This is a genomic window from Brevibacillus sp. JB24b (genome assembly GCF_051713385.1).
Taxonomy (GTDB): domain Bacteria; phylum Bacillota; class Bacilli; order Brevibacillales; family Brevibacillaceae; genus Brevibacillus_B; species Brevibacillus_B laterosporus.
In genome coordinates this window covers 4,226,480-4,246,605 of sequence record NZ_JBNVQV010000001.1, presented here as the reverse complement: position 1 = coordinate 4,246,605, position 20,126 = coordinate 4,226,480, and the positions used below count along the sequence as shown (strand labels likewise).

Genomic DNA, 20,126 nt, shown 5'->3' with positions numbered 1-20,126 from the left:
TTTAGTTATAAATGTCCTACTAAACCGAGGTGTCTAGAATGAAGAGGATAGTTTGGTTAGTGTTGTTTCTCATTGTAATCGTGGGGAGTGTATTAATTTTCGTTAATTCTCCAAAAGAACATATTACTTACAATGATCAATACGATGATGTATTTAATTCAAAAGAGTTTCTAAAAGCTGCAAGAGATGGTGACCTAATTAAGGTAGAATCTTTTATTGCTAATAATATTAATCCGAATGTTACAAATACTGATGGCAGAACAGCTCTCTACTATGCTACACTTGAAAAGAACTATGAAATAGTAAATTTATTACTTAATAACAATGCAGATCCAAATATAAAAGACTATTACGAAGAGTCACCCCTTAAAATTGCAAAAGGATACAATGATCAAAAATTAATAGATATACTTGTAAATAAGGGTGCAATTGAATAAAAGTGACGTTGGATTTTATTATAGCAATTGGAACATGTTAATGGTTTATTAATATCCCTCGCGGAATACAGAGATAATTTTTTATGACATGAGCATATGGGAAAAAAATTTAGCCACTCGGAAAGTAAAACCGTGTGGCTTTTATATTTGGAGGCGTCGTTGAGATGAAGTTTATCTATTATTTATATTTAAACAACTTACCAATCACCTTAAATATATCAAACGTAGTCTTGTTATAAACTTTATTATAAGCATACTTCTTAGGATTTCTGAGCCATCCCCAACCTCTTGGCATCTTCAATCCAGCTCGATGTACTAACTGTCTTTTTAGGCTTGTCCTTGCCGATACCCTCTTTTTTAGGCTTGGTTTCCTCATCCCGAATTTCATTGGCCGATCATCTCCTATGAATAATCTGTAATGATAGAACACAACCATAAGTAGGTTTATCGTTTGTTCCGCCAGTGATTTTCTTAATAGCCGCTAAAATGTGTTTCCCGCGATCGATTAAAGGAGCGAGTTCAGCAGCGTCCTTTTCGCTTATGTGGCCAATCTGACCATGCTTAGACCAAATCTCAACTGCGTTTGGGTATTTTTTTGATGTGTTCCTTTTTAAAGTTATCTCTTCACCAGGGTTGCATCTTTTCAAAACCGTCTGTCTATTTGTTCCGTCTTCATTGTCAAAAGTAACACCTACCGCTAGTAACTCCCATTCTTCATAATCGGTGTAGTCCTCACTAAAATTATTGACTACATTTTCATCAGCATTTGCCCTCGTTTTCTTCCCAAAAATACTCAAGATGTTACTGATAAAGCCCATTTTTTGTTCCTCCTAGATAAGGAATGTTATTTATTATTTTACATCATGTTTGCCAATTAAAGGAATCGATGATGTGAATTGCTCTTAACGTTTGTAAGAATAGCCCTGTTGAGGGGGAACAGCCCGATCTCTACTGAAAAGTTTTTCTGTTTGCATGTTCGTATGTTGTTCTCATATAATACAGAACAAAACGTTCTTATTGGAGGCGAACAACGTGGTTAAGGAACTGCAACGCGCTATAGAGCATCGGCAACACATTCAGATCATCTATTTGTGTCAGGAAGGTTATTTATTGTGATTGCTCCTGAGTCGGCTAGGTTTTTAAGAACCTGTGCTAGTTGTCCCCTTGTTTCTTGCTGGTCACCACTGAAGTATCTATCCCCAACACCGATCATCAACCCGTGGTCTTTTGCCAATTCGGCAGATGCTGTCCACCAACCGCTACCCTTAAAGTATCTACTAGAAGCCAAAGCAAGTCCAGAAGCACCAATTACAGAAGTTGTGACGACACCAAGCCAGGAAAGCCTTCTTCAATAATTGATGAAACCCCTAGCATAAAATGCCCTTATAATCTACTGTGGCAATCCACCCATCTACATGCGTTTGACCAAAATGCGCTTTCGTTGGCATAAACCAGATGCGATCATCCTTACCCGCTAACGATAAACTTATCCACTTATTCAAACACTTGGTACCAATATCTATTACCTTTTCCGTACAATTGTTATCATCAAATTCCATAGTATTAATAGTTCCAAATACCATTCTTTCAGATATGCGGCTTACATTAGTAGGCATAAACGATACTAAATTTTCCTTAGTTGTTACAAGATATCGCCACTTACCCAGGCAAGGTTTAGGAATATAATCTAACATATAAAATCTTCCTCTCTCCAATTTAGTAATACACTCTATTCAGTAAGTTGTGTAATCGTGTATAGGTGACTGTGGAGTTGTAGGACCCGGTGGAGTTGCTACACTAAAGGCTTGGTGGATTGTTAATGTCGCCCTCAGTGTTCGGCGAGTTTGATTGGCGAACGAGAAAAACAGATGAGTAACGGGATTTCCATTACACGTCTGAAAGGGAATCAAAAATGGTCCCATAGGCCCCACATGAATGATAGCCAATGAAATCACCTCCTTTGCAAATCTGTGACCATTCTAATTAGCGAAGTAATTGCGGCGATAATAACAGATCGAGGTAAAAGGAGAAGCGGCCAGCTCAGTTGTTTTTTTTCCCTTCGTGGGACAAGGATGAAAAAATGGCATACAACAAGATCAATGCGAAGGCGGAGACTATCCTGGAGAAGCCCGCCTTTAAAAATCTGCTCGTGAGTAAACGCTGCATTATCCCTGCTGACGGTTTCTATGAGTGGAAGAAGGTCGGAAAAGCCAAACAGCCGATGCGGATCTTGATGAAGACCGGTGAGCCATTTGCATTCGCAGGATTGTTTGACACCTGGACAAGTCCAGAAGGAGGGAAACTCCACACCTGCACAATCATCACTACACCCCCAAATAGCGTCGTGGCAGATATTCATGATCGAATGCCCATGATTTTGAGAAGGGAAGACGAATCACTCTGGCTTGATCGCGAACACTTCTAATTAGTGGAACTTTAATCTCTTGAACGACAGTTTGATTATCCGTCTACTAGGGGTAGCACCACATTGCAATCAAGTGAATAAATTGGTTGTTCCCCAAAACGAAAAAAATGAGCTGAATTATTATAAACAACTATGGAAAGATAACGGGAAAGCCCTCTGACGGAAAGTTATATAAACCGTCAGAGGGCTTTTTTTATTGATAAATATGTAAATTTACCCATTGCATAAATTCCTCATCACCCACTAAAATAGGAACGTGCATTCGTATTTTAAGGAGATGTTTTGATGGCTAGTAAAATTCTTGATCCACTTGTAACGAAGTTCATCTTGCCAGAACATGCAGAAATGTTACGTCAGTATCACGAGGATAAGAAACTGATCGAGAAGCCGATCATTGAAGAGGATGAGCTAGCCGAGTTTTGTTACAGGATATCTGACTCACGTCAGTATGACTATGCTCTTACAATTAGCTGGTGGAAAGAGACGAAAGAGGGTAGAGGAGTAATTGAATCAGCTTGGGGCTGGGTAGAGAGGTTTGATTCAACGTATAAACAAATCAAGTTAAAGAATGATGAGGATTTTTGGTGGATACCTGTAGAGGATGTCGTGGAGATTAAATAGTGAGTAGGGGACGACGATTGGGGACGAATTGGGGACCAAATTAATCAGAAAGTAGCGTAATTAAGCATAAAATATCATATAGCTAGAAGGAAAAATATTGATATTACTAAAATTCTTCGGTATATAACAGAACATAGCAGAAACGATGTCTTCCCTTGACAGGGTGGGGGTCGCTGGTTCGAACCCAGTCCGGATCACCATACATAAGACGGTTAAACCCCTTGGTAATCAAGGGGGGTTTGTTATTTTCAGATAGACTTGTCCATATGTTTTTTGGTGCGAAAAGAAAAATTGGCGCAAATGAAATTTCTATTTAGCTTCTTTGTTTTCGAAGAATACTTTACCAAATGTTTCAGCAGTTTCCTTTTGAATGTTAGGCAAAACGTGAGCATAACGGTCTATCATCTTCATATCAGACCATCCCATACGTTCTACAACAACCTTTGGATTAACGTTTGCTTTTAATAGCATTGTGGCATGTGAGTGTCGAAGATCATGAAATCTAATTTTTTTTACCTGCGCTTCTTCAATCAAACGGTAAAATGACCTCATTAAACTCCTTGGTGTTACTGGAGTTCCTACAATAGTAAATGTCCGTGATCTTCATACATACCTGGATCAGCTTTTAATTTTTCAGCTTTGTATCTTTTTTCAACTTTCCTCATCTCTTTTACTGTTTCTGCATCAATGGCTATAGTCCTATTTCCAGAATTAGTTTTAGCCCCAATCTGTAACTCTTTTCCGTCATGACTTAAAGTTTGGGTTATCGATATAATCCTCTTCTCTAAATCTACGTCCTTCCAACGCAAACCAAGAATTTCACCTTGACGCATACCTGTAGTTAAGGCTAAAAGAAAAGCGATGTAATAACGATCCTTTTCAGATGATTTTAGAAAAGTGTGGGCTTCCTCCACTTCCCACACTTCCATTTTCTTTTTTCTTGCCTTGGGCCTGTCCACAACGGAAGCTACATTCTTAGAGATCATTTCCCAACTAACCGCTTTATTTAATGAATCATTGATAATTGTATGTACCTTTTGAGTATTTTCGTCTGAAAGTCTACCTGATTCAAATAATGAATTGTATAGGTTTTGGATATGTCTTTAGTTTGGATAATTCTATTTCTCCAAGTGATGGAAGAATATGATTATTTACAAGTCCGCTGTAAGTTTCTAATGTTCGCTTTTTTACTTTAGTTTGCTTGTCTTTTAACCAGTCTTCCATAAATGAGCTATAAAGCATCTTAGATGGTTCAATATATGTCCCCTTATTTAATTGATTCTGGACTTCAAACATTGCTGCTTCAGCTTCCTTTTTTGTTTTAAAACCACGCTTTTTCTTCTTTTTGTATTTCCCACCCTCTGAATAATTTATTTCAAAATACCAAGGGTTCTTTTTTTGGTAACGTCTTTATATACTGGCATCTTACTTATCCACCTCACTGATGTCTGGATCATAAGCAATAATATCCTCGATTGTAACCGCACGTTCCCCACGTTCTTTTGCTACTCTGTTTAATTCATCCAAAATGCTAATTAACGTTGCAAATTCTAATCTCTTTGTTTTGCCAATGGTTAAATCAGAGATAGTATTGGGCCTTATTTTAGCCTCTACAGCAAGCCTATTTCTAGTGATATTCAAGCGTTCCAGTGTTTTCTCTAAAGTGAACTTAATTCTACCCATTTCCTCACCTCTGTTAGATTAATTGGTTATTATTTAATTATACACGATTAACCTCAGCCGTTACACTTCTGACATAAATAAATCTCGGTGTTTAACTTCAGGAGTTATATATTACCTACTGTAGATTAACTCTAATGGTTAAATATCTTTAGGCGGAATGACCTAACACGCTTTAAACTCGAACAGGTTAAGCTGTAGCCAACGTCAAAAAATGCAGCGCGTCAGTACATATGTACTTCCTTGTTTATACATTCTGACGGTCAAAGGTGACGCAACCATAAAAGGCGCGGTGGTAAACAGTACAACTAAGGTTGTAGTGGCTGCCGATAGATACCAGCATGTAGGGGCTGTTTAATACATGTAGAAAGTCGGCTGTAATCGGAAGATTAGTGTTTAAACAAGGTGTAGCGAAACCTCGACTACCGTAAACCGGTGACACCCACTCTTGCACTTGTAAATTTTTTATTTACGGGTGCAGGTAGGTGTTTTCTATTCGCTGTTCCTGACAAAGCCGTTCCCAGTGACTCAAATTGGAGAATGGCAGTCAATAGCTATTTTTAAAACAAGTGATTGCAGAAACACTATCTATATAAGGAAAGAGAATTAGGAAGGATGGATGAGAAACTAAGGTAATAAAGGGTATAGAGGTTAATAGAGGAAAAATCAAATAAAATAAAACAGGAAATAATATGAAAAAAATTAGTTTTAATCGTGTGGTATTAGGTTTTAGATGGTGTAAATTTATAGCATGAGATTTAAAGGTTAGTCACCTGCTGTGGCTATTTTAATTTCTTGATACAGAAAAAGGAATATAAAATTGAAATAATTACCAAAAATCAGTTTACTTATAAACAGAAGGGTGGTAACATGATCGTATGGTAAATATTGCCAAATAAAATTTGAGGTGATTTGCTGTGAAGAAACTGTTAGCATCTTTATCTACTTTCGCGGTTCTTACTGGTGCTTTAGCTGTTCCTACTTTTGCAGCTACTGAGATTAATACTGCAAAAGAAACAAATTCTCAAGTATTAAAGATTCAACCCAATCTTGATGTATCTGATGGCGGGAGGGTAGCATTGTATTCTTCGCCATTCACTTCTTATACGGTTAAAGGTGATGGTTTATATGTTGCGAAACTTGGCTCAACATGGTATTTGATTGCCGATAAGGGTGCTGAGAATGGATGGCTATATGAATATTACAATGGAAAATATGTAGGAACATTTCCTGTAGTGGTAAGATAACTTAAAATTTCTGTCAATGACCTAAGATGATGACTCTATAAGAATAAAAATTAACATAAAGATATCCCGTCCCACTTCAAATAATCGTGGAACGGGATGTTTATTTTAAATGATTAAATTACTTTTACTCTTTACATTAAAAAAGCACCTTAGTTGGTGTTTTTTTTATACTTATCATACAGGAAAAAGTTGAAAAAAGCCGTGTACATATTGTTTACATCATGTCGCAATAACTCTGTTTGAACTGTAGTTTTACATTGTTATGACAAAGGATTGCTAACGGGTGCTACAGTAGTTGACCATATCATTCCACACAAGGGAGATAAGACGTTGTTTTGGAATCGGAACAACTGGCAGCCATTATGTGAGCAGTGTCATAACCGGAAGACTGCTAGAGAAGATAGAGGCTCTTGGAGATGATCCAGGGAACCTAAGTTACCAAACGAAAAAAAGGGTGTGGACTAAACCAAGCACCCTTTTTTTCGTTTGGTAAAGGGGTATCACATCATCCCACCTACAGCATGCCAGAACTTTATACTGCTGGTGTGATTCCGTTCATATTCCCAGTTGTTCCTACTTACCAACTTCTTGATAAAGAGGTTGCAAATGTTGTTGTACATCTTTTAACTCGTTTCTTCCACTTCCTGTAATATCGTATTGAGAACCGTTACTTTGTAAAAATCCTTCGCTTTGCAAGTGAGATAATTCTTGTTGAATGTCCTGGGTGCTTACCTGATAACCATGACTGTTAATTTCGGGCTGAATTCCTTCTGCATCTATTCCTTGTTGATTGGCATGATACAGTAAGTGAATTCGTATAAAGTTGGCTTCAAAATCTTTATGCATAGGTATAACCTCCTTGTGTTTTACTAGTTTTTATATTTTGTCTTATTATGTACAAAATATGATTAGGAAATTCTGTGGTACTAAGTTTTATGGAGCGTTATAAGGCTTAAAAGTGTTAGACTCACTGCAAGTTATTGAACTAACGGGTAGAAATGCTCAAAAAACTATTTTGGTTAAAGAGTAAGCGTGGTAAAATACGTTAACTGATTGGGGAGGGAGAAATATGGATATATCTATCCGAAACGCTCATCAAGATGACTACGAGTCTTTGTTGCCTTTGTTCAGGCAGGTTCATGATCTACACGTTTTTGAAAGACCAGATTTGTATAAAGAAAACCCAACTCCAGTCGGGAAAGAATTCTTCGAAAGCCAGCTAATTGATGTCAAACAGCATATTTTTGTGGCTACCATAGGCTTAGAGATAATCGGAGTAGTTGTGACGAAGGAAGAAGACATAACTGAAAATTCATTTGTGAAAGCGAGAAAGATATTATTTGTAAATAGTTTGTGTGTTTCCGAAACGTACAGAAATAAGGGCGCTGGAAAGAGACTTATGCAATATGTTATTGATTTCGGGGGAAGTCTGAAGGTTGATAGCATTGAATTAGGGGTATCGGAGAAAAATGCTTCTGCAATTTTATTTTATGAATCAATCGGAATGACAACGAAGAGTAGAAAAATGGAGCTTAGATTGAACTAACAGAGATCGATAGCTCCATAAATAAATGCCAGTCTAACACTTTGTTTGCACAGTTTAATACATTATTTTCAATAGACAAAAGGAGGTGAGTGGATGGCTAGACCAAGGCAACCAGTTGACTTGCTGCTATTCAAGGGAAAGAAAAACCTAACAAAAGCTGAAATAGAAGAGCGTAAAGCCCAAGAAATAAAGGCGGCAAAAGACAAAGTAAAGCCACCTAGCTACCTACCAAAGACTTAAAAAAAGAATTTAAAAAGATTGCAAGCGAGCTGCTGCAAATCGGCATCATGACTAATCTTGATGTAGATGCACTGGCTCGCTTTTTATATGCCCGAAAGATGTATATAAAAGTTACAGATGCCTTGTTGGAAACGGAATTGACAGTGCAGCGCAAACAAGAAATTCATGATAAAGACGGTGCTGTAATTGACATGAACGAATGGGAGGAAGCAAACGCAGCTTATTCAGGTTTATTGATTAACCAGGACAAGTTTTTCAAGCAATGTAGATCAGCAGCAAGTGATCTGGGCCTGACCATTGCTTCTCGCTGCAAGCTTGTAATACCGAAGCAGGAGAAGCTGAAGCCTAGCGAGGTCGAAGAGGCATTCGGTGATTTATGATCAAACAATATCTAATTGACTATAGCCTTGATGTCGTAGCTGGTGAGATAGTTGCTTGTGAGAAACATAAATGGGCGTGCAGCCGTTTCTTAGACGATATCAAGAATGAGGGTACGGAACATTTTCCCTATGTATTTGACGAGGAAAAAGCACATCGGTTTTTATATTGGATGTCTTTATTTCGACATACGAAAGGAAAACTTGCTGGTAAGCGAATAACCCCTCATGAAATCCAGGTGTTTGTCTTTGGGAACATTTATGGATGGGTGCATAAGGAAACAGGTTTACGGCGTTTTCGGAGATGACAACCTTCTCTTTGCGCCCAAAGAATTTTCGTTTTTTACGGATGCGCGCTTGTATCCCAAGTTCCTTCATAATGCGATACACACGTTTATGATTGACTTTTAGCCCGTACCTTCTAAATAACCACACTTTTATTCGGGGATACCCGTAAATACCTTTGACCTCTTGATGACACTCCATGATCATTTCTCTTAATTTTTCATTTACCAATTGTTTTGAGGTGGGGTGTTTCTCACGAGAAAGCCACTTGTAAAAACCACTACGAGATACTTTCGTAATTTTACACAATAAAGTAATAGAATACTTTTTAGACAATTCTTTAATAAGCTCGAAAGAACAGCGTTTATCTTTCGGTTTCACCTCTTTTCTAGACCTAGCCACTTTTTTAAGAATTCGTTCTCTGCGCGTAATCGAATTATCTCTTCGTCCGTACTCTCGGGTTTTGTTCGTGGTCTTCCCCTAAGAGGACTTTTTATTCTCCCGCGTTTTTCATCTAGTCCCTGTATACCTTCCTTTCTATAATGATCAACCCATCTTCTTAAAATAGAATGGTCACTAATGCCGAGATCCCTTGCAAGTGTTTTGTACCCTTGTTCACCGCTCAAATAAAGCCGTACAGCTTTTAACTTAAAATCCTTTGAATATGTTTTTCTAATTCCCCCCATAGAAAAATCCCCTCCTAGTTAATACAGTAAGGTCTTGCTTCTTATTGTCTACTAAAAGGGGATAATATCAGTCTAACTTATCATATATATATCCACCCGTTTATAGCAATTAAATCCATGAGGACATGTAATTCGGTACCACTAAAGCAGAAAGAAAAATTACTTTGAGCGAAGTATAGTTGTTCAAAGCTTTTCTCGTTCCTTTAATCAAATCTAATTGTTCTTCTGTGACGTAATTTGTCATGTCAATTACTTTCTTGAAAATTTAAAAACATCCCATTATTTGGTATGATTCCTACATAAGGTTGTTTTATCATAATTTTTCCTCTAAACATTTATAGAAAATATACGAAAAAAAGGAGGTTGTTCAGTTGGAATTTAGCATTATTTCTTCATTATATCAATTATTTTTCTTGTTTCTGATAGTATTCGTGATTGTGTGGATATATAGGTTTTTCTCTCAGAAATTTGGTAAAAAACACGATGAAACAATAAAAATGTTGCAAAAGGTTGTTGATTTGCTTGAAGAACAAAACAAGAAAAAGAAGGAATAGTTATTATTTACAATAATTTTTTGGGTCTACTGCTGTAGAAGTAGGTAGTCCTTTAACGAAATTTATTTTGCTAGAGCATGCTGAGATTTTACGTCAATTTCACGAGGTTAAGAAACTGATTGAGAAGCCAATCATTGAAGAGGATGTGCTAGCCGCATAATGCACTATTAAAAATAAAAAAAGCTGTAATCAGATTTGCTTTCCAAAACGCCAACCTTTTATTTAGTTCTCGATAATCGATTGGCTATTTTTTATGTATACGTAATGTTTACATCATGTTGCAATAACTCAGCTTGCTAACGAAAGCACCTGCTAGTTCAATAAGGGAATTAGTTGCTAAATTCACATAGAAAACGTTCTACACCTGGATACTTTTCACCCAGACTTGTTATCTCGAAACCGTATTTCCAATAAAAATTCACTGCATCATTATCTGTCTCAGCATAAATCAATGGATATTTATCAGAAATATAATTAATCATAATGCTACCAATACTTTTACCTCGTTGAACTGAAGATACTGTAATATTTTTTATTTCGCACTCTTTTACACTAATAATTTTAATACCTATACAACCAACAATTTCCCCTTCAAGTTCAAAGCTATATAATTTCCGGTTTAATGATTTTAAATATTTTTCATATTCTTGCTCAACTTTACATTCTGATGTGGGCGATTATGCTTGAGACAAGTCTATGAACTATGGAAGATTACAACATTAAGTAAGGAAAGGCGTCCTTTTCTTAAGGAGCGTTTTTTTTGGTTCTGATAAAGTGATTGTTTGAGCCTTTAAAAAGTCTGTTTGTATGTATTGGTGGATACACTTATATATGATAATTTGCAATCGATAAATTCATTAGATTTTCTCGGGAAAAATATATTGTAATTCAATTTGATGTATTATATTCTATAAATGTAATAAAATGTAATTAGAAGGAGGGTATGGGTTTGAAAAAAAGAGTTTTCAAAGGTTTGATCGCTGCAATGATGGTATTTGCATTAGCTCCTTCTGTACAAGCAGCGCCTAGTAAAGGGGTTGAGCAGCAACAGAAGGTGCAACCAAATGAGAATTATTTGTTTAATTTTTGGCATAATGGCTTAGAAGCTAATAGTTATTGGAAAGATGCGCCAATAAGGGCAACAGTTGGTTCTACCTTATGTGGAACACTCAATGTTAATCAAACTCCATCAGACCCTCAAAGGACTGGTTCTTTTAACACATCGGTTAATATAATAGGGGACAATGGACAAATTTATTTTTTTGATGGGATATATGCAATGGGTACTACCTCTAAAACTTTTTGTCTTCAACCTGGATCATACACTGTAAAATATATAAATAATGCAGGTTTTCCCATTAACCTTCTTGGGTATTTTACCTATTGATAATCTTAGGTATTCTGCTGTAATTGTAGAGAAAGTCCTCTTTTGAGGGCTTTTTTTTTCTTTGTAATGTTATAGCTAGAATACCTATGCCTTGAAGAGATTTTTTCTCCGAATTTTGATGACATATAATGATTTAACATTCAGGGCCCGATTTCTCTATACAAATGAGAAAACCCGGGCTTTTTATAATAGAAAACCCTTAACGTTGTAAATTAGCATTTTCCTGATGTTACCTCTACATAGAATAAATTGCCTGTAGGCACAGAATACAGACAACAATTATCCTTGTTTTTAATCTGGATAAATACTTAAGATTTCCTGTGCTTGCAATCGCAATTTATCTATTAAATCCCTTGGTTCCTGTATGTGTGCATTGACTCCAAGTCTATAAAAGAGTGGAGCGATATAAGAAATTTCACTTTCTTCGATAAGCGAATCAATATATCCAGTTCCATCCTCTTGTGTTGTTACGTAGCCTTCTAATTCAGGAGCACTTTTACATTGACGTACCCCTTCCCTTGTAAGTAGAACATGGAAACGAATCGGATTTTTTACTTGATTAGAATCAAACCATTCTTCTACATTCATAAAACTTGCTTCATTTTCATCTGTTGATAGGATAGATTGAATACGATCGATACGAAATAATAATATTTTTTGTTTATTGTAATCATAAGCTGGGAGATACCATAATCCATCGTGAGCATATACTCCAATGGGACGTATGTATTTTGTGGTGATACCTGATTTCGATTCATACTGAATACGCACATTCTTATTTGCAATCGATGCTTCTAGCACATCAGTTAGATATGGTGCTTCTATGCTTCTTTTTGGATTCCAAAAAGCGATATAAGAGCGCATTTTATCTACTTTTAATTTCGAATCACTTGAAAGCGAATGATATAACTTATGTGCAACAGAATTAATTTCAGTATCAAACGGAAGATTACGATAGTAACGTAAAGATTGAAAAGCAAAAAAGATTGAAACGGCCTCTTCCTCTGTAAATAAAATAGGCGGAAGAATTCGATCCTTTAATACGGTATATCCACCGTTTCGTCCTTGCTCTGCATATATCGGTAGCCCCATATCACTTAAATCCAACAAATATCTATGAATGGTTCGAACTGATATGTTAAATTCGTCAGCTAATTCTTGCGCTGTAAACTTTCTTTTCGTAGTCACAAACATGAGGATATTTAGTAAGCGTTTTGCCTTTGACATATTTCTCACCTTCTTGTTTTAAGTGTCAGTAACTGTCATGTTTTAAGGCTAGTATAATACATACCTTATTGTTTCATCGATAAGGGACATTCTCAATAAAAAGGGGAACTAAATATGTCAAGGGAAATTGTTTTGTATATTGCAGCGAGTTTAGATGGTTTTATTGCTAAGGAAGATGAGGATTTACAATGGCTATTTGAAACAGAGGGGGAAGGTGACAATGGCTATTTGGAGATGTATCAATCTATTGATACAGCGATTATGGGGAAAAAAACCTATGATTATGTAAAAGGAATAACAGAAGTGTTTCCGTATTCTGATAAAAAGTGTTATGTGTTTTCCACCTTGGAACAAGGCTCAAATGAAGATGTAGAATTTGTAAACGAAGAAGTAATACATTTCACCAAAAAGCTAAAGGAACAAGAAGGGTCTAAAATATGGATGGTCGGTGGATCTGCTATACTGGATGCTTTTATGAAAGAAAATCTTATTGATGAATTCATTATTACAGTGACACCTCATATATTGGGCTCTGGTATCCTTTTATTTAAAGAAAATAATCCACAAATAGATTTAATTTTACAGGGAAAAAAATGTTTTGGACAATTTGTACAACTCCATTATAAGGTGAAAAACAGTATAACCAAGCATTACATGTAAAATAACGATTCATTGCATGTGGAAACAAGAATACCAGAAAACTCCCTCTTTCGGTTTGTGGCCCGTTAGAGGGAGTTTTCCGTAATGGTTGGTAAACATGTAAAGAACAACATGTCACTAGCCACGACTATGCTCAACATATTCAACAATAGTTCCATCAGGATGCTGGACAGTCATGTTTTTTCCTGTTGGAACCTGTTTAGGCTCTCTCATAAATTTATAACCAGTTTCTTTAAAAAACGTTGCAAATTCATCCAGAGAATCTACAACAAAGGTAGCTATTGTAGGTAATAAGATTCATTACATTGTATCGATTGGATACTTTTACAATAATTAGTTTTAAGAGAAACTCACTTTAAAAGGAACCAGAAACACCCAGCAAGAGAAAAAGCTAGAGTAACCAAACAAGCTGTACACCAAACTACTTCACCATATGTTTCATCAAACTAAATAGCACACGAAGAACTAACTCTAATACCGATGTTCCTTTTACCAGAAGGATGAGGAAACTCTATGATTTTGTCATTGGACATGCTTGGGCTTTAAGATAAGAATGAAAAAGGAGGAATGAGCAAGCGGATCATAAAACTTTTCGACAACGAAAATAGGTAAGCAGTGTGCAATAATGATACAAGAGGATTTGAATTTTGCCCATCCTGCAATGAGCTGTAAGAGATGGTCAAAAAGAGACATAATCGGAGAAATCAAGATTGATATTGATCGTTTGTTTAGGAGGTATGAAGAGTGAAAGCAATTACTATACATCAACCATGGGCTACGCTCATCGCCTTAGGGGAAAAGGAATTCGAAACGCGGAGTTGGCGCACGAAATATCGTGGAGAATTAGCAATCCATGCCGGCAAGAAAGTGGATAAGGAAGCATGTCAGCAGGAACCTTTTCGATCCGTTTTAGCCAAATATGGATTAACCGCAGATAATCTTCCAACTGGAGCTATCGTTGCGACATGCCTGCTTACAGAGTGCTTGCAAGTGCATGCACATGCCGGGCTTTACGCTGTCGCTGGAGATTCAAACCACCAGATAGAGGGAAATGAATACGCTTTTGGATGGTATGAACTAGGACGATTCGCTTGGAAATTGACTAACGTAAAGCAAGTAGAACTAATCTCAGCGAGAGGAAAGCAAGGATTGTGGAATTGGAATAAATAAAAAAGCTCCCTTTTAATTGTGAAGTGCACCCCCTAAAGTTCATCGGATAACCTCGGGGCTTTTTCCCATGTCTACTTTAAGGGGTGCACTTCAGAATCCATGATATCATGAACTCTTTTTTTACTGTCTACCGTAAGGGGATAATACCACTAGTCTATGTCAGAGGGACTTGCTTATCATTTAGGGTTTGCAACACATAAAAAGTAGAAGAAAGGGCGAAACGTGTCGTTTCGTCTTTTTTCTTTGTATTTTGTAAGCAAAAAATGTCGTAGGATGAAGGAATAGGTAGATGGAAGAAGAACTTCTATTCAATAGGCTGGATTTACCAGTCATAACGAATCAAATAGAGGGGAACGAGATTCTTGTTTTTACGTGTACATACCATCTTGATAGCTGTTTGTTTCCTATTTTTACTGATGCCTCAATCGTTTGCACAGGCGGCCACCCATGTGGAGGTAACTGTTGATCAGCTAAATATTCGCAGTGCTCCAGGTACAACCAACCAGATTGTCGGAACCATCACCAGAGCTACACGGCTACCGATCCTTACAGAGAAAAATGATTGGATACAGGTGAAGCTCGCTAATGGGAAAACAGGCTGGGTACTACATAAGTATGTCAAAAAGCTTGAAATTCCACAGGTGAAATATGTAAAGAGCAACGTAGACATGCTAAATGTCCGGGCTGAGCCGAATGCAACTGCACAAATATTGCAGATTATCGACCAAAACGGTGTATTTTTGCAAATAAAAAAACAAGGGGATTGGGCACAGATCAAGCTATCTGACAATGTCAGCGGCTGGGTAAATGCGCGTTTCTTGACGGAAACCGCCGCACCAACCCCAAAACCGATTCCTAATCCAGTACCTGTATCAACACCAGTTCCATCCTTAGCATCTCCTGAACCGGTTGTTCCTTTACCACCTTTTGTTACAGAAAATGGGCAAGTGGCAGGTACAATTGTGTTATCGGAAAGCTATGATGTTTATGTTGAGCCAAATGTTTTAAGCACAGTTATTGGTCAGCTACCTGTCAATACAACCATTAACCATTATGGATATACAAATGATTGGTACAAGATCAGCTTCAACGGCACAGACGCTTATATTTTCAAACCAGTTACTCAGGAGGGGGCGGTTCAGGGACAGCCGAGTGATATACCGGGTGCTCCTACTCCTAATACAGGACAAGCTGAAGCAATGATTCACGTTAAAAATTCCGATACTAATCTGCGATCTGGACCTGGAACCAATTATGCGGTCGTCGGGAATGTTCAGCCTGGGCAAGTCTACCCGATAGTACAGAGCGAAGGAGACTGGTACGAAATTCGATTGGCTGACAATTCGACCGCCTATATTGCTAGCTGGATAGTAGATCGAGTCCAGTCAGATACTAATCAGCCAGCAAATGTACCCAACACCTTTGGAGCAGAATATAACACTGGCATGATCGGGAATGAAAAAGTCTACATCTATCACACACATAACCGTGAGTCATGGCGAAATGTCGCAAGAAATACGAGTGGTAGCTCAGTGGATGATCCCCAAATCAATATCACATTGGTCGGAAAACGGTTGGGTGAGCTGTTGCAGGCGCACGGTATTCAAGCGATGGTGAATCAGGACGACTTTGCCAAAAAACTGGCGGAGCAAAAGAAAAGCTATTCGCTTTCCTATGCGGAATCATACAAAGCGGTAAGCGCAGCGGCAGCAATGAATCCAAGCCTACAATACATTTTTGACATCCATCGGGACAGTGACGAGCCCCGCAGTAAGGTAGCCCTTACCTTGAATGATAAGACGTATTCGCGTATTTTATTTGTCATCGGAACAGACCACCCGAACTATTTACAAAACAAGAAGCTAGCCGAAAATCTGCATGCCCGTTTGGAAGCCTCGTATCCTGGCTTATCACGGGGAATTATCCTGAAAGGTAAGAACCAAGGGAATGGCGTGTATAATCAGTCTATTTCCGAGGGGAGCCTGCTGCTGGAATTTGGCGGGACTAACAATACATTGGAGGAATGCTACAATACGGCTGAAGCATTTGCCAATGTGCTTGTTACTTATATGTTTGAATCGCAAATTGCGGTAAAGTAAAAGAACCATTCTTATATAGAAATAAAAAGAAAAAATCCTCCAAAGCGGGGATTTTTTCTTTTTATTTCATACTGCTAAAAAAAATTTGAAAAAGGTGTGACACGATCCGTAGCTCATGGATCAATATATGTGAGCGGACAGAGGAGCAACGCCATGGAATTGCATGAAACCAACGAAGCCATAATGGAAAGGATTATGAACGAATATGGAAGGAGAGTCGTACATCTTGTTTATTTAATTGTAAAAAATCGGACCTCTGCTGAGGATATTGCCCAGGAGGTATTCGTAAAAGTATATCGTCACCTGCCTTCTTTTCGGGGAGAATCAAGCATTCAAACATGGATTTATCGAATCGCCATAAACGAAGCCAAGAAGCATGTCCGATCCTGGTACGTTAGAAACATCTTCCCTTCTTTGCTAGGGGAACGCCTGCTTACACAGAAAGAGCAGGATGAGACAGAGCCACTCGTCATGAAGCAAGTGGAACGGAAGGAATTCGTACAGCTCGTACTGAAATTGCCGCTCTCCTACCGTCAAGTCATCGTTCTTCATTATTATCAGGACTTATCCATTGAAGAAGTGGCTCATGTCCTGCAAACCTCCCAAGGAGCTGTGCGAAACAAGCTTTATCGGGGACGAAAAAAACTGAAACAATTGCTTGAGCGGGAGGGATTGTCATGGACATCGATCAAGAATTAAAGGAGTTTCAATATAGTGATAAAGGTCCAATCCTTTCCGAGTTAACATTTACCCATGAAATGAAAAATCATGTACGGGAGAAAATGATCATGCCATCAAAACCAAAGCGTAGAATCTGGTACTTGACTTCCTCCTTTGCTGGATTACTGATTATCCTGCTGGCAATAACGGGAATGCCTAGTGCGGACACCATAAAAAATCTGTTCCCTACACTTACCAATACTCCACGTATCAGTGCCTTTGTGGCATACGGTGATGAAGAGCTGAAAGCCTTTCATGAAAAAGGGTTGACTGTTCCTTATCATGTAAGCAAAACGGATCAGGGAGTAACTGTCACGATAACCGATTTGTTCTTTGACGGACACCAGTTGAACATTGGGTATCTGGTTCAAATGCCGCCGGAGAAAGATCCCAAAAGGGAGTTGCTTTCAGATTATTTGGCTGATTTCAGAAATTTTACCTTAAATGGAGAATCCTTTGGTATTAACGGATTAAATGATGTAAAACAAATAGGAGAACATCTTTATGCAGGAATTGATTCCATGCATATAGATGAAAAAGCACCTAACGATTTTAAATTTCACGCGCAGGTAGAGCGAGTAGGCTTAGTAGGAGGAAGTGGAAAATGGCAGTGGGATCTGGAATTCAAAATGCCCGATTCTGTAAAAGCTTTGCAGCGAACAGTTCCAATTCATTTTGAAACGAATTGGAAAGGCTACCAGTTCAAAGTTGAAAGCATGAGGACCATCGCTACACAATCCTCCCTGCTATTTAAAGTGAAGAGACCGAAGGAGAAGCAGGAAGAACTTGTCTTCAGTTTTTATGATCAATATATGACTTATATCGGAAATGATGTGTATTTCAGCCATCCAAAAAGGGATTCCTCTGAACAACTAGTTTCACTTCCTTACATAAAACAGGAAGAGCCATTTCTTTACATAGTACTAGAAGAGAGAGGTTCAAAGAACAAAAAGAAGACAAAAGCTGAAAAGAAACTTCCAAAATATACAGAGATTGATTTGTCACAACCACTACCTTATGTACTATCTGAACAACAAGGAGATTTTATTCTAAAAAATGTGGATTTTCTTTCAAACAAAACAGTCATTCACTATGAGGTCAAAAATCCCTTCAATCAATACCGCTTCTTGAGGATAATAGATGAGAAAGATAACGTATATAGTAGCTTGTCAGACACAGATGCAAGGAGAGAGTTTACCGACTCCTATTCGTTCGTGCAAGAATTTCCACCCTTTACATCTCAAAAAAATTTGAAGCTAGTTGTTCCTACAGATGTTATGGACAAAGAAGAGCAAAAGATTCGTGAACAGAATTTAATAAAGATACCTTTATTTTAGATGGAGCCATGTATAATGAATAGTAATTGTCATTCTGATTGGATCAGTATAGCTTACAGGAAGAACCGGTGAGAAAATTCCAGCATACATTCTTCTAATAACCACTTATGATTTATAGACTTGGAGCGGGAAATAGAAAAAGTCCTGACGCTAAAATGCTGTCAGGACTTTTTCTGCATTGCTTTTATACATGAAATGAAACATTTATTACATGAAGCCCTCCAATAAAGAAGGACTCATTTATTCTATTTTCATAAAATTTGGTATGATAGTACTTGGCATGGCTAGAAGAAAGTGAAAGAATCGTTCATACTGCAAATTGGTATTCACAAAACTTCAGCCAATGAAAGTTATTAGACTAATGCTCATGGATATATGTGAGTAGAAAGGATGAAAGAGAAAAATGAAGAAGGTTGTTTTGTCACTTTTTGCAACAAGTCTGCTATTCTCCTCTCCTGTATGGGCTGCTGATGAAAAAAGCAAGCTACCTGCTTTTTATGAAAACGAGAGAGTAGTAGATGTAAAACAAATTGATCCAAAGTTTTTGTCCACTGCTAAAAATGAAGTAAACCAATTTTTAAAGGGTGGGACACAGTTTCAACTAGAAAAAATAAAAAAATTTGAGCTAGTACAAGGAATAGATAGGAAGGGAATCCTGTCTTTTGATTGGTCTCTTGGTGAAGAGAGTGCTACTGTCGAAATAGAGGAAAAAACGGGCCAAATACTCAAAGCGGTCACGATTTTTAAAATGGAAAATCTACGTAGTGACCAGAAGCAAATTGTTCAAACCCATTACAGCCAAATAAATAACAAGGCAAATATGAATTTTAATTGGGTTCGTATTACAACAGATAATACAGACGAGATAAAGGTACACAAAGCATCTTTCTTTTGGGCAAATTTTAATGGAATCCCAAATTTCATAGATATAGACTTGTTTACGGGAAAAATGATAAAGTACAGTATTCCTATGGATGCGGCTCATGCAGATCAAAAGTACGTTGATCTTGCTAAGCAAGCACTAAGTACCATGGGGAGATCATATCAGATCAAAGAAGCATTACGCTTTCATGGATCATTGAATAATGGCGTTTCTGAAGACCAGTGGGGATTTTCGACTCAAGATGGTGATTATATCAACATAGGAGCAAAAACGGGCCGGGTGTATTTGAGATATAATGATTTTGATTGGCCAGATAAAAAAATATCAGATTCTGAAGTAACGACAAAGGCAAACATAATTTTAGAAAAAGCTTTTGGAATGAATAGCAATGAATTTACTCCAGCAACCAAAGAGATTAAATATAGATATGGGTCTTATATCATGAAGAAGGAGGACGGAACAGTAGCCTATGTACACATGACAAAAAAAGGTGAAATCCAAAGTATTAGAATAAAGCCTACATATTTCAAACAAGAATAAATAAT

25 protein-coding genes and 6 pseudogenes are annotated in these 20,126 nt (G+C 37.5%); 16 read left to right on the top strand and 15 right to left on the bottom strand.

The window, feature by feature from the left end:
• Nucleotides 1–38 precede the first annotated feature (38 nt).
• Entirely contained in the window at nt 39–437 is a 399-nt protein-coding gene (locus ACQV1I_RS19765; protein WP_116334209.1) for an ankyrin repeat domain-containing protein, read from the top strand.
• A 178-nt stretch (nt 438–615) separates the two neighbouring features.
• Here ACQV1I_RS19765 and ACQV1I_RS19760 read toward each other — a convergent pair whose 3' ends face one another.
• The 5 genes from ACQV1I_RS19760 to ACQV1I_RS19740 form a co-directional block, all read right to left on the bottom strand.
• Complete coding sequence (locus ACQV1I_RS19760) at nt 616–825, bottom strand: hypothetical protein (RefSeq protein ID WP_116334208.1); 210 nt, start codon at nt 823–825, stop codon at nt 616–618.
• A 7-nt stretch (nt 826–832) separates the two neighbouring features.
• Nucleotides 833–1,255: an HIRAN domain-containing protein gene (locus ACQV1I_RS19755; RefSeq protein WP_116334207.1), complete on the bottom strand. Its 423-nt coding sequence runs from the start codon at nt 1,253–1,255 to the stop codon at nt 833–835.
• A gap of 263 nt (nt 1,256–1,518) precedes the next feature.
• Nucleotides 1,519–1,725, bottom strand: coding sequence for a hypothetical protein (locus ACQV1I_RS19750; protein ID WP_116334206.1), 207 nt, complete (start codon nt 1,723–1,725; stop codon nt 1,519–1,521).
• Between the two features lie 79 nt (nt 1,726–1,804).
• Nucleotides 1,805–2,131 carry a hypothetical protein gene (locus tag ACQV1I_RS19745; RefSeq protein ID WP_094702690.1) on the bottom strand — a complete coding sequence of 109 codons (327 nt, stop codon included), beginning with the start codon at nt 2,129–2,131 and terminating at the stop codon, nt 1,805–1,807.
• Nucleotides 2,132–2,170: 39 nt separating this feature from the next.
• Nucleotides 2,171–2,383, bottom strand: a complete 213-nt coding sequence (locus tag ACQV1I_RS19740; protein ID WP_094702692.1) for a hypothetical protein — start codon at nt 2,381–2,383, stop codon at nt 2,171–2,173.
• 134 nt (nt 2,384–2,517) lie between these two features.
• On the opposite strand from ACQV1I_RS19740, the gene ACQV1I_RS19735 reads away from it, so the two are divergent.
• Both ACQV1I_RS19735 and ACQV1I_RS19730 read left to right on the top strand, forming a co-directional pair.
• Nucleotides 2,518–2,862, top strand: coding sequence for an SOS response-associated peptidase (locus ACQV1I_RS19735; protein ID WP_094702704.1), 345 nt, complete (start codon nt 2,518–2,520; stop codon nt 2,860–2,862).
• A 285-nt stretch (nt 2,863–3,147) separates the two neighbouring features.
• Nucleotides 3,148–3,483, top strand: coding sequence for a YolD-like family protein (locus ACQV1I_RS19730; protein WP_116334205.1), 336 nt, complete (start codon nt 3,148–3,150; stop codon nt 3,481–3,483).
• A gap of 309 nt (nt 3,484–3,792) precedes the next feature.
• Here the strand turns inward: ACQV1I_RS19730 and ACQV1I_RS19725 are convergent, their stop codons facing one another.
• The 5 genes and pseudogenes from ACQV1I_RS19725 to ACQV1I_RS19705 all read right to left on the bottom strand — a co-directional run bounded on the left by ACQV1I_RS19725 (nt 3,793) and on the right by ACQV1I_RS19705 (nt 5,166).
• Entirely contained in the window at nt 3,793–4,017 is a 225-nt protein-coding gene (locus tag ACQV1I_RS19725; RefSeq protein ID WP_268878070.1) for a tyrosine-type recombinase/integrase, read from the bottom strand.
• A gap of 44 nt (nt 4,018–4,061) precedes the next feature.
• A complete protein-coding gene (locus ACQV1I_RS19720) occupies nt 4,062–4,412 on the bottom strand; it encodes a site-specific integrase (RefSeq protein WP_268878069.1) in 351 nt (116 codons plus the stop codon).
• A 139-nt stretch (nt 4,413–4,551) separates the two neighbouring features.
• Nucleotides 4,552–4,779 carry an N-terminal phage integrase SAM-like domain-containing protein gene (locus ACQV1I_RS19715; protein WP_236645801.1) on the bottom strand — a complete coding sequence of 76 codons (228 nt, stop codon included), beginning with the start codon at nt 4,777–4,779 and terminating at the stop codon, nt 4,552–4,554.
• A 24-nt stretch (nt 4,780–4,803) separates the two neighbouring features.
• Nucleotides 4,804–4,857 (bottom strand): annotated as a pseudogene (locus ACQV1I_RS19710) (hypothetical protein); the annotation flags it as partial.
• 51 nt (nt 4,858–4,908) lie between these two features.
• On the bottom strand, nt 4,909–5,166 hold the full coding sequence (locus tag ACQV1I_RS19705; RefSeq protein WP_116334204.1) for a helix-turn-helix domain-containing protein: 258 nt from the start codon (nt 5,164–5,166) through the stop codon (nt 4,909–4,911).
• 914 nt (nt 5,167–6,080) lie between these two features.
• Between ACQV1I_RS19705 and ACQV1I_RS19700 the strand changes: the two genes are divergently transcribed.
• On the top strand, nt 6,081–6,410 hold the full coding sequence (locus ACQV1I_RS19700) for a hypothetical protein (protein ID WP_094702355.1): 330 nt from the start codon (nt 6,081–6,083) through the stop codon (nt 6,408–6,410).
• Between the two features lie 258 nt (nt 6,411–6,668).
• Nucleotides 6,669–6,830: pseudogene (locus ACQV1I_RS19695) on the top strand (HNH endonuclease signature motif containing protein); the annotation flags it as partial.
• A 153-nt stretch (nt 6,831–6,983) separates the two neighbouring features.
• Here the strand turns inward: ACQV1I_RS19695 and ACQV1I_RS19690 are convergent.
• Nucleotides 6,984–7,256, bottom strand: coding sequence for a hypothetical protein (locus tag ACQV1I_RS19690; protein WP_094702359.1), 273 nt, complete (start codon nt 7,254–7,256; stop codon nt 6,984–6,986).
• A 223-nt stretch (nt 7,257–7,479) separates the two neighbouring features.
• Between ACQV1I_RS19690 and ACQV1I_RS19685 the strand changes: the two genes are divergently transcribed.
• The 3 genes and pseudogenes from ACQV1I_RS19685 to ACQV1I_RS19675 form a co-directional block, all read left to right on the top strand.
• Nucleotides 7,480–7,956 carry a GNAT family N-acetyltransferase gene (locus ACQV1I_RS19685; RefSeq protein ID WP_116334203.1) on the top strand — a complete coding sequence of 159 codons (477 nt, stop codon included), beginning with the start codon at nt 7,480–7,482 and terminating at the stop codon, nt 7,954–7,956.
• Between the two features lie 93 nt (nt 7,957–8,049).
• Nucleotides 8,050–8,576 (top strand): annotated as a pseudogene (locus ACQV1I_RS19680) (phage terminase small subunit P27 family).
• Nucleotides 8,573–8,878: pseudogene (locus ACQV1I_RS19675) on the top strand (terminase large subunit); the annotation flags it as partial. The pseudogenes ACQV1I_RS19680 and ACQV1I_RS19675, both read left to right, overlap by 4 nt.
• A gap of 43 nt (nt 8,879–8,921) precedes the next feature.
• Here ACQV1I_RS19675 and ACQV1I_RS19670 read toward each other — a convergent pair.
• Nucleotides 8,922–9,239 (bottom strand): annotated as a pseudogene (locus ACQV1I_RS19670) (IS3 family transposase); the annotation flags it as partial.
• Complete coding sequence (locus tag ACQV1I_RS19665) at nt 9,236–9,544, bottom strand: transposase (RefSeq protein WP_116334201.1); 309 nt, start codon at nt 9,542–9,544, stop codon at nt 9,236–9,238. The pseudogene ACQV1I_RS19670 and the gene ACQV1I_RS19665, both read right to left, overlap by 4 nt.
• A gap of 371 nt (nt 9,545–9,915) precedes the next feature.
• Here ACQV1I_RS19665 and ACQV1I_RS19660 point away from each other — a divergent pair, with 371 nt between their 5' ends.
• Nucleotides 9,916–10,098, top strand: a complete 183-nt coding sequence (locus ACQV1I_RS19660) for a hypothetical protein (protein WP_116334200.1) — start codon at nt 9,916–9,918, stop codon at nt 10,096–10,098.
• 329 nt (nt 10,099–10,427) lie between these two features.
• Here the strand turns inward: ACQV1I_RS19660 and ACQV1I_RS19655 are convergent.
• A pseudogene (locus tag ACQV1I_RS19655) lies at nt 10,428–10,739 on the bottom strand (GNAT family N-acetyltransferase); the annotation flags it as partial.
• A gap of 308 nt (nt 10,740–11,047) precedes the next feature.
• On the opposite strand from ACQV1I_RS19655, the gene ACQV1I_RS19650 reads away from it, so the two are divergent.
• Nucleotides 11,048–11,485, top strand: a complete 438-nt coding sequence (locus tag ACQV1I_RS19650) for a hypothetical protein (protein WP_236645800.1) — start codon at nt 11,048–11,050, stop codon at nt 11,483–11,485.
• 291 nt (nt 11,486–11,776) lie between these two features.
• Here ACQV1I_RS19650 and ACQV1I_RS19645 read toward each other — a convergent pair whose 3' ends face one another.
• A complete protein-coding gene (locus tag ACQV1I_RS19645; protein WP_116334198.1) occupies nt 11,777–12,712 on the bottom strand; it encodes a helix-turn-helix transcriptional regulator in 936 nt (311 codons plus the stop codon).
• Nucleotides 12,713–12,826: 114 nt separating this feature from the next.
• Between ACQV1I_RS19645 and ACQV1I_RS19640 the strand changes: the two genes are divergently transcribed.
• The 6 genes from ACQV1I_RS19640 to ACQV1I_RS19615 all read left to right on the top strand — a co-directional run bounded on the left by ACQV1I_RS19640 (nt 12,827) and on the right by ACQV1I_RS19615 (nt 20,121).
• A complete protein-coding gene (locus ACQV1I_RS19640) occupies nt 12,827–13,372 on the top strand; it encodes a dihydrofolate reductase family protein (protein ID WP_116334197.1) in 546 nt (181 codons plus the stop codon).
• A gap of 744 nt (nt 13,373–14,116) precedes the next feature.
• Entirely contained in the window at nt 14,117–14,542 is a 426-nt protein-coding gene (locus tag ACQV1I_RS19635) for an ASCH domain-containing protein (protein WP_116334196.1), read from the top strand.
• A gap of 362 nt (nt 14,543–14,904) precedes the next feature.
• Complete coding sequence (spoIIP, locus tag ACQV1I_RS19630; RefSeq protein ID WP_116334195.1) at nt 14,905–16,641, top strand: stage II sporulation protein P; 1,737 nt, start codon at nt 14,905–14,907, stop codon at nt 16,639–16,641.
• Nucleotides 16,642–16,794: 153 nt separating this feature from the next.
• The gene (locus ACQV1I_RS19625; RefSeq protein WP_116334194.1) at nt 16,795–17,340 is read left to right on the top strand and encodes a sigma-70 family RNA polymerase sigma factor; all 546 of its coding nucleotides are present in this window, start codon (nt 16,795–16,797) and stop codon (nt 17,338–17,340) included.
• Entirely contained in the window at nt 17,319–18,698 is a 1,380-nt protein-coding gene (locus ACQV1I_RS19620; protein ID WP_116334193.1) for a DUF4179 domain-containing protein, read from the top strand. Before ACQV1I_RS19625 ends, ACQV1I_RS19620 begins: the two co-directional genes overlap by 22 nt.
• 403 nt (nt 18,699–19,101) lie before the next feature.
• The gene (locus ACQV1I_RS19615) at nt 19,102–20,121 is read left to right on the top strand and encodes a hypothetical protein (protein WP_116334192.1); all 1,020 of its coding nucleotides are present in this window, start codon (nt 19,102–19,104) and stop codon (nt 20,119–20,121) included.
• Nucleotides 20,122–20,126: the final 5 nt, after the last annotated feature.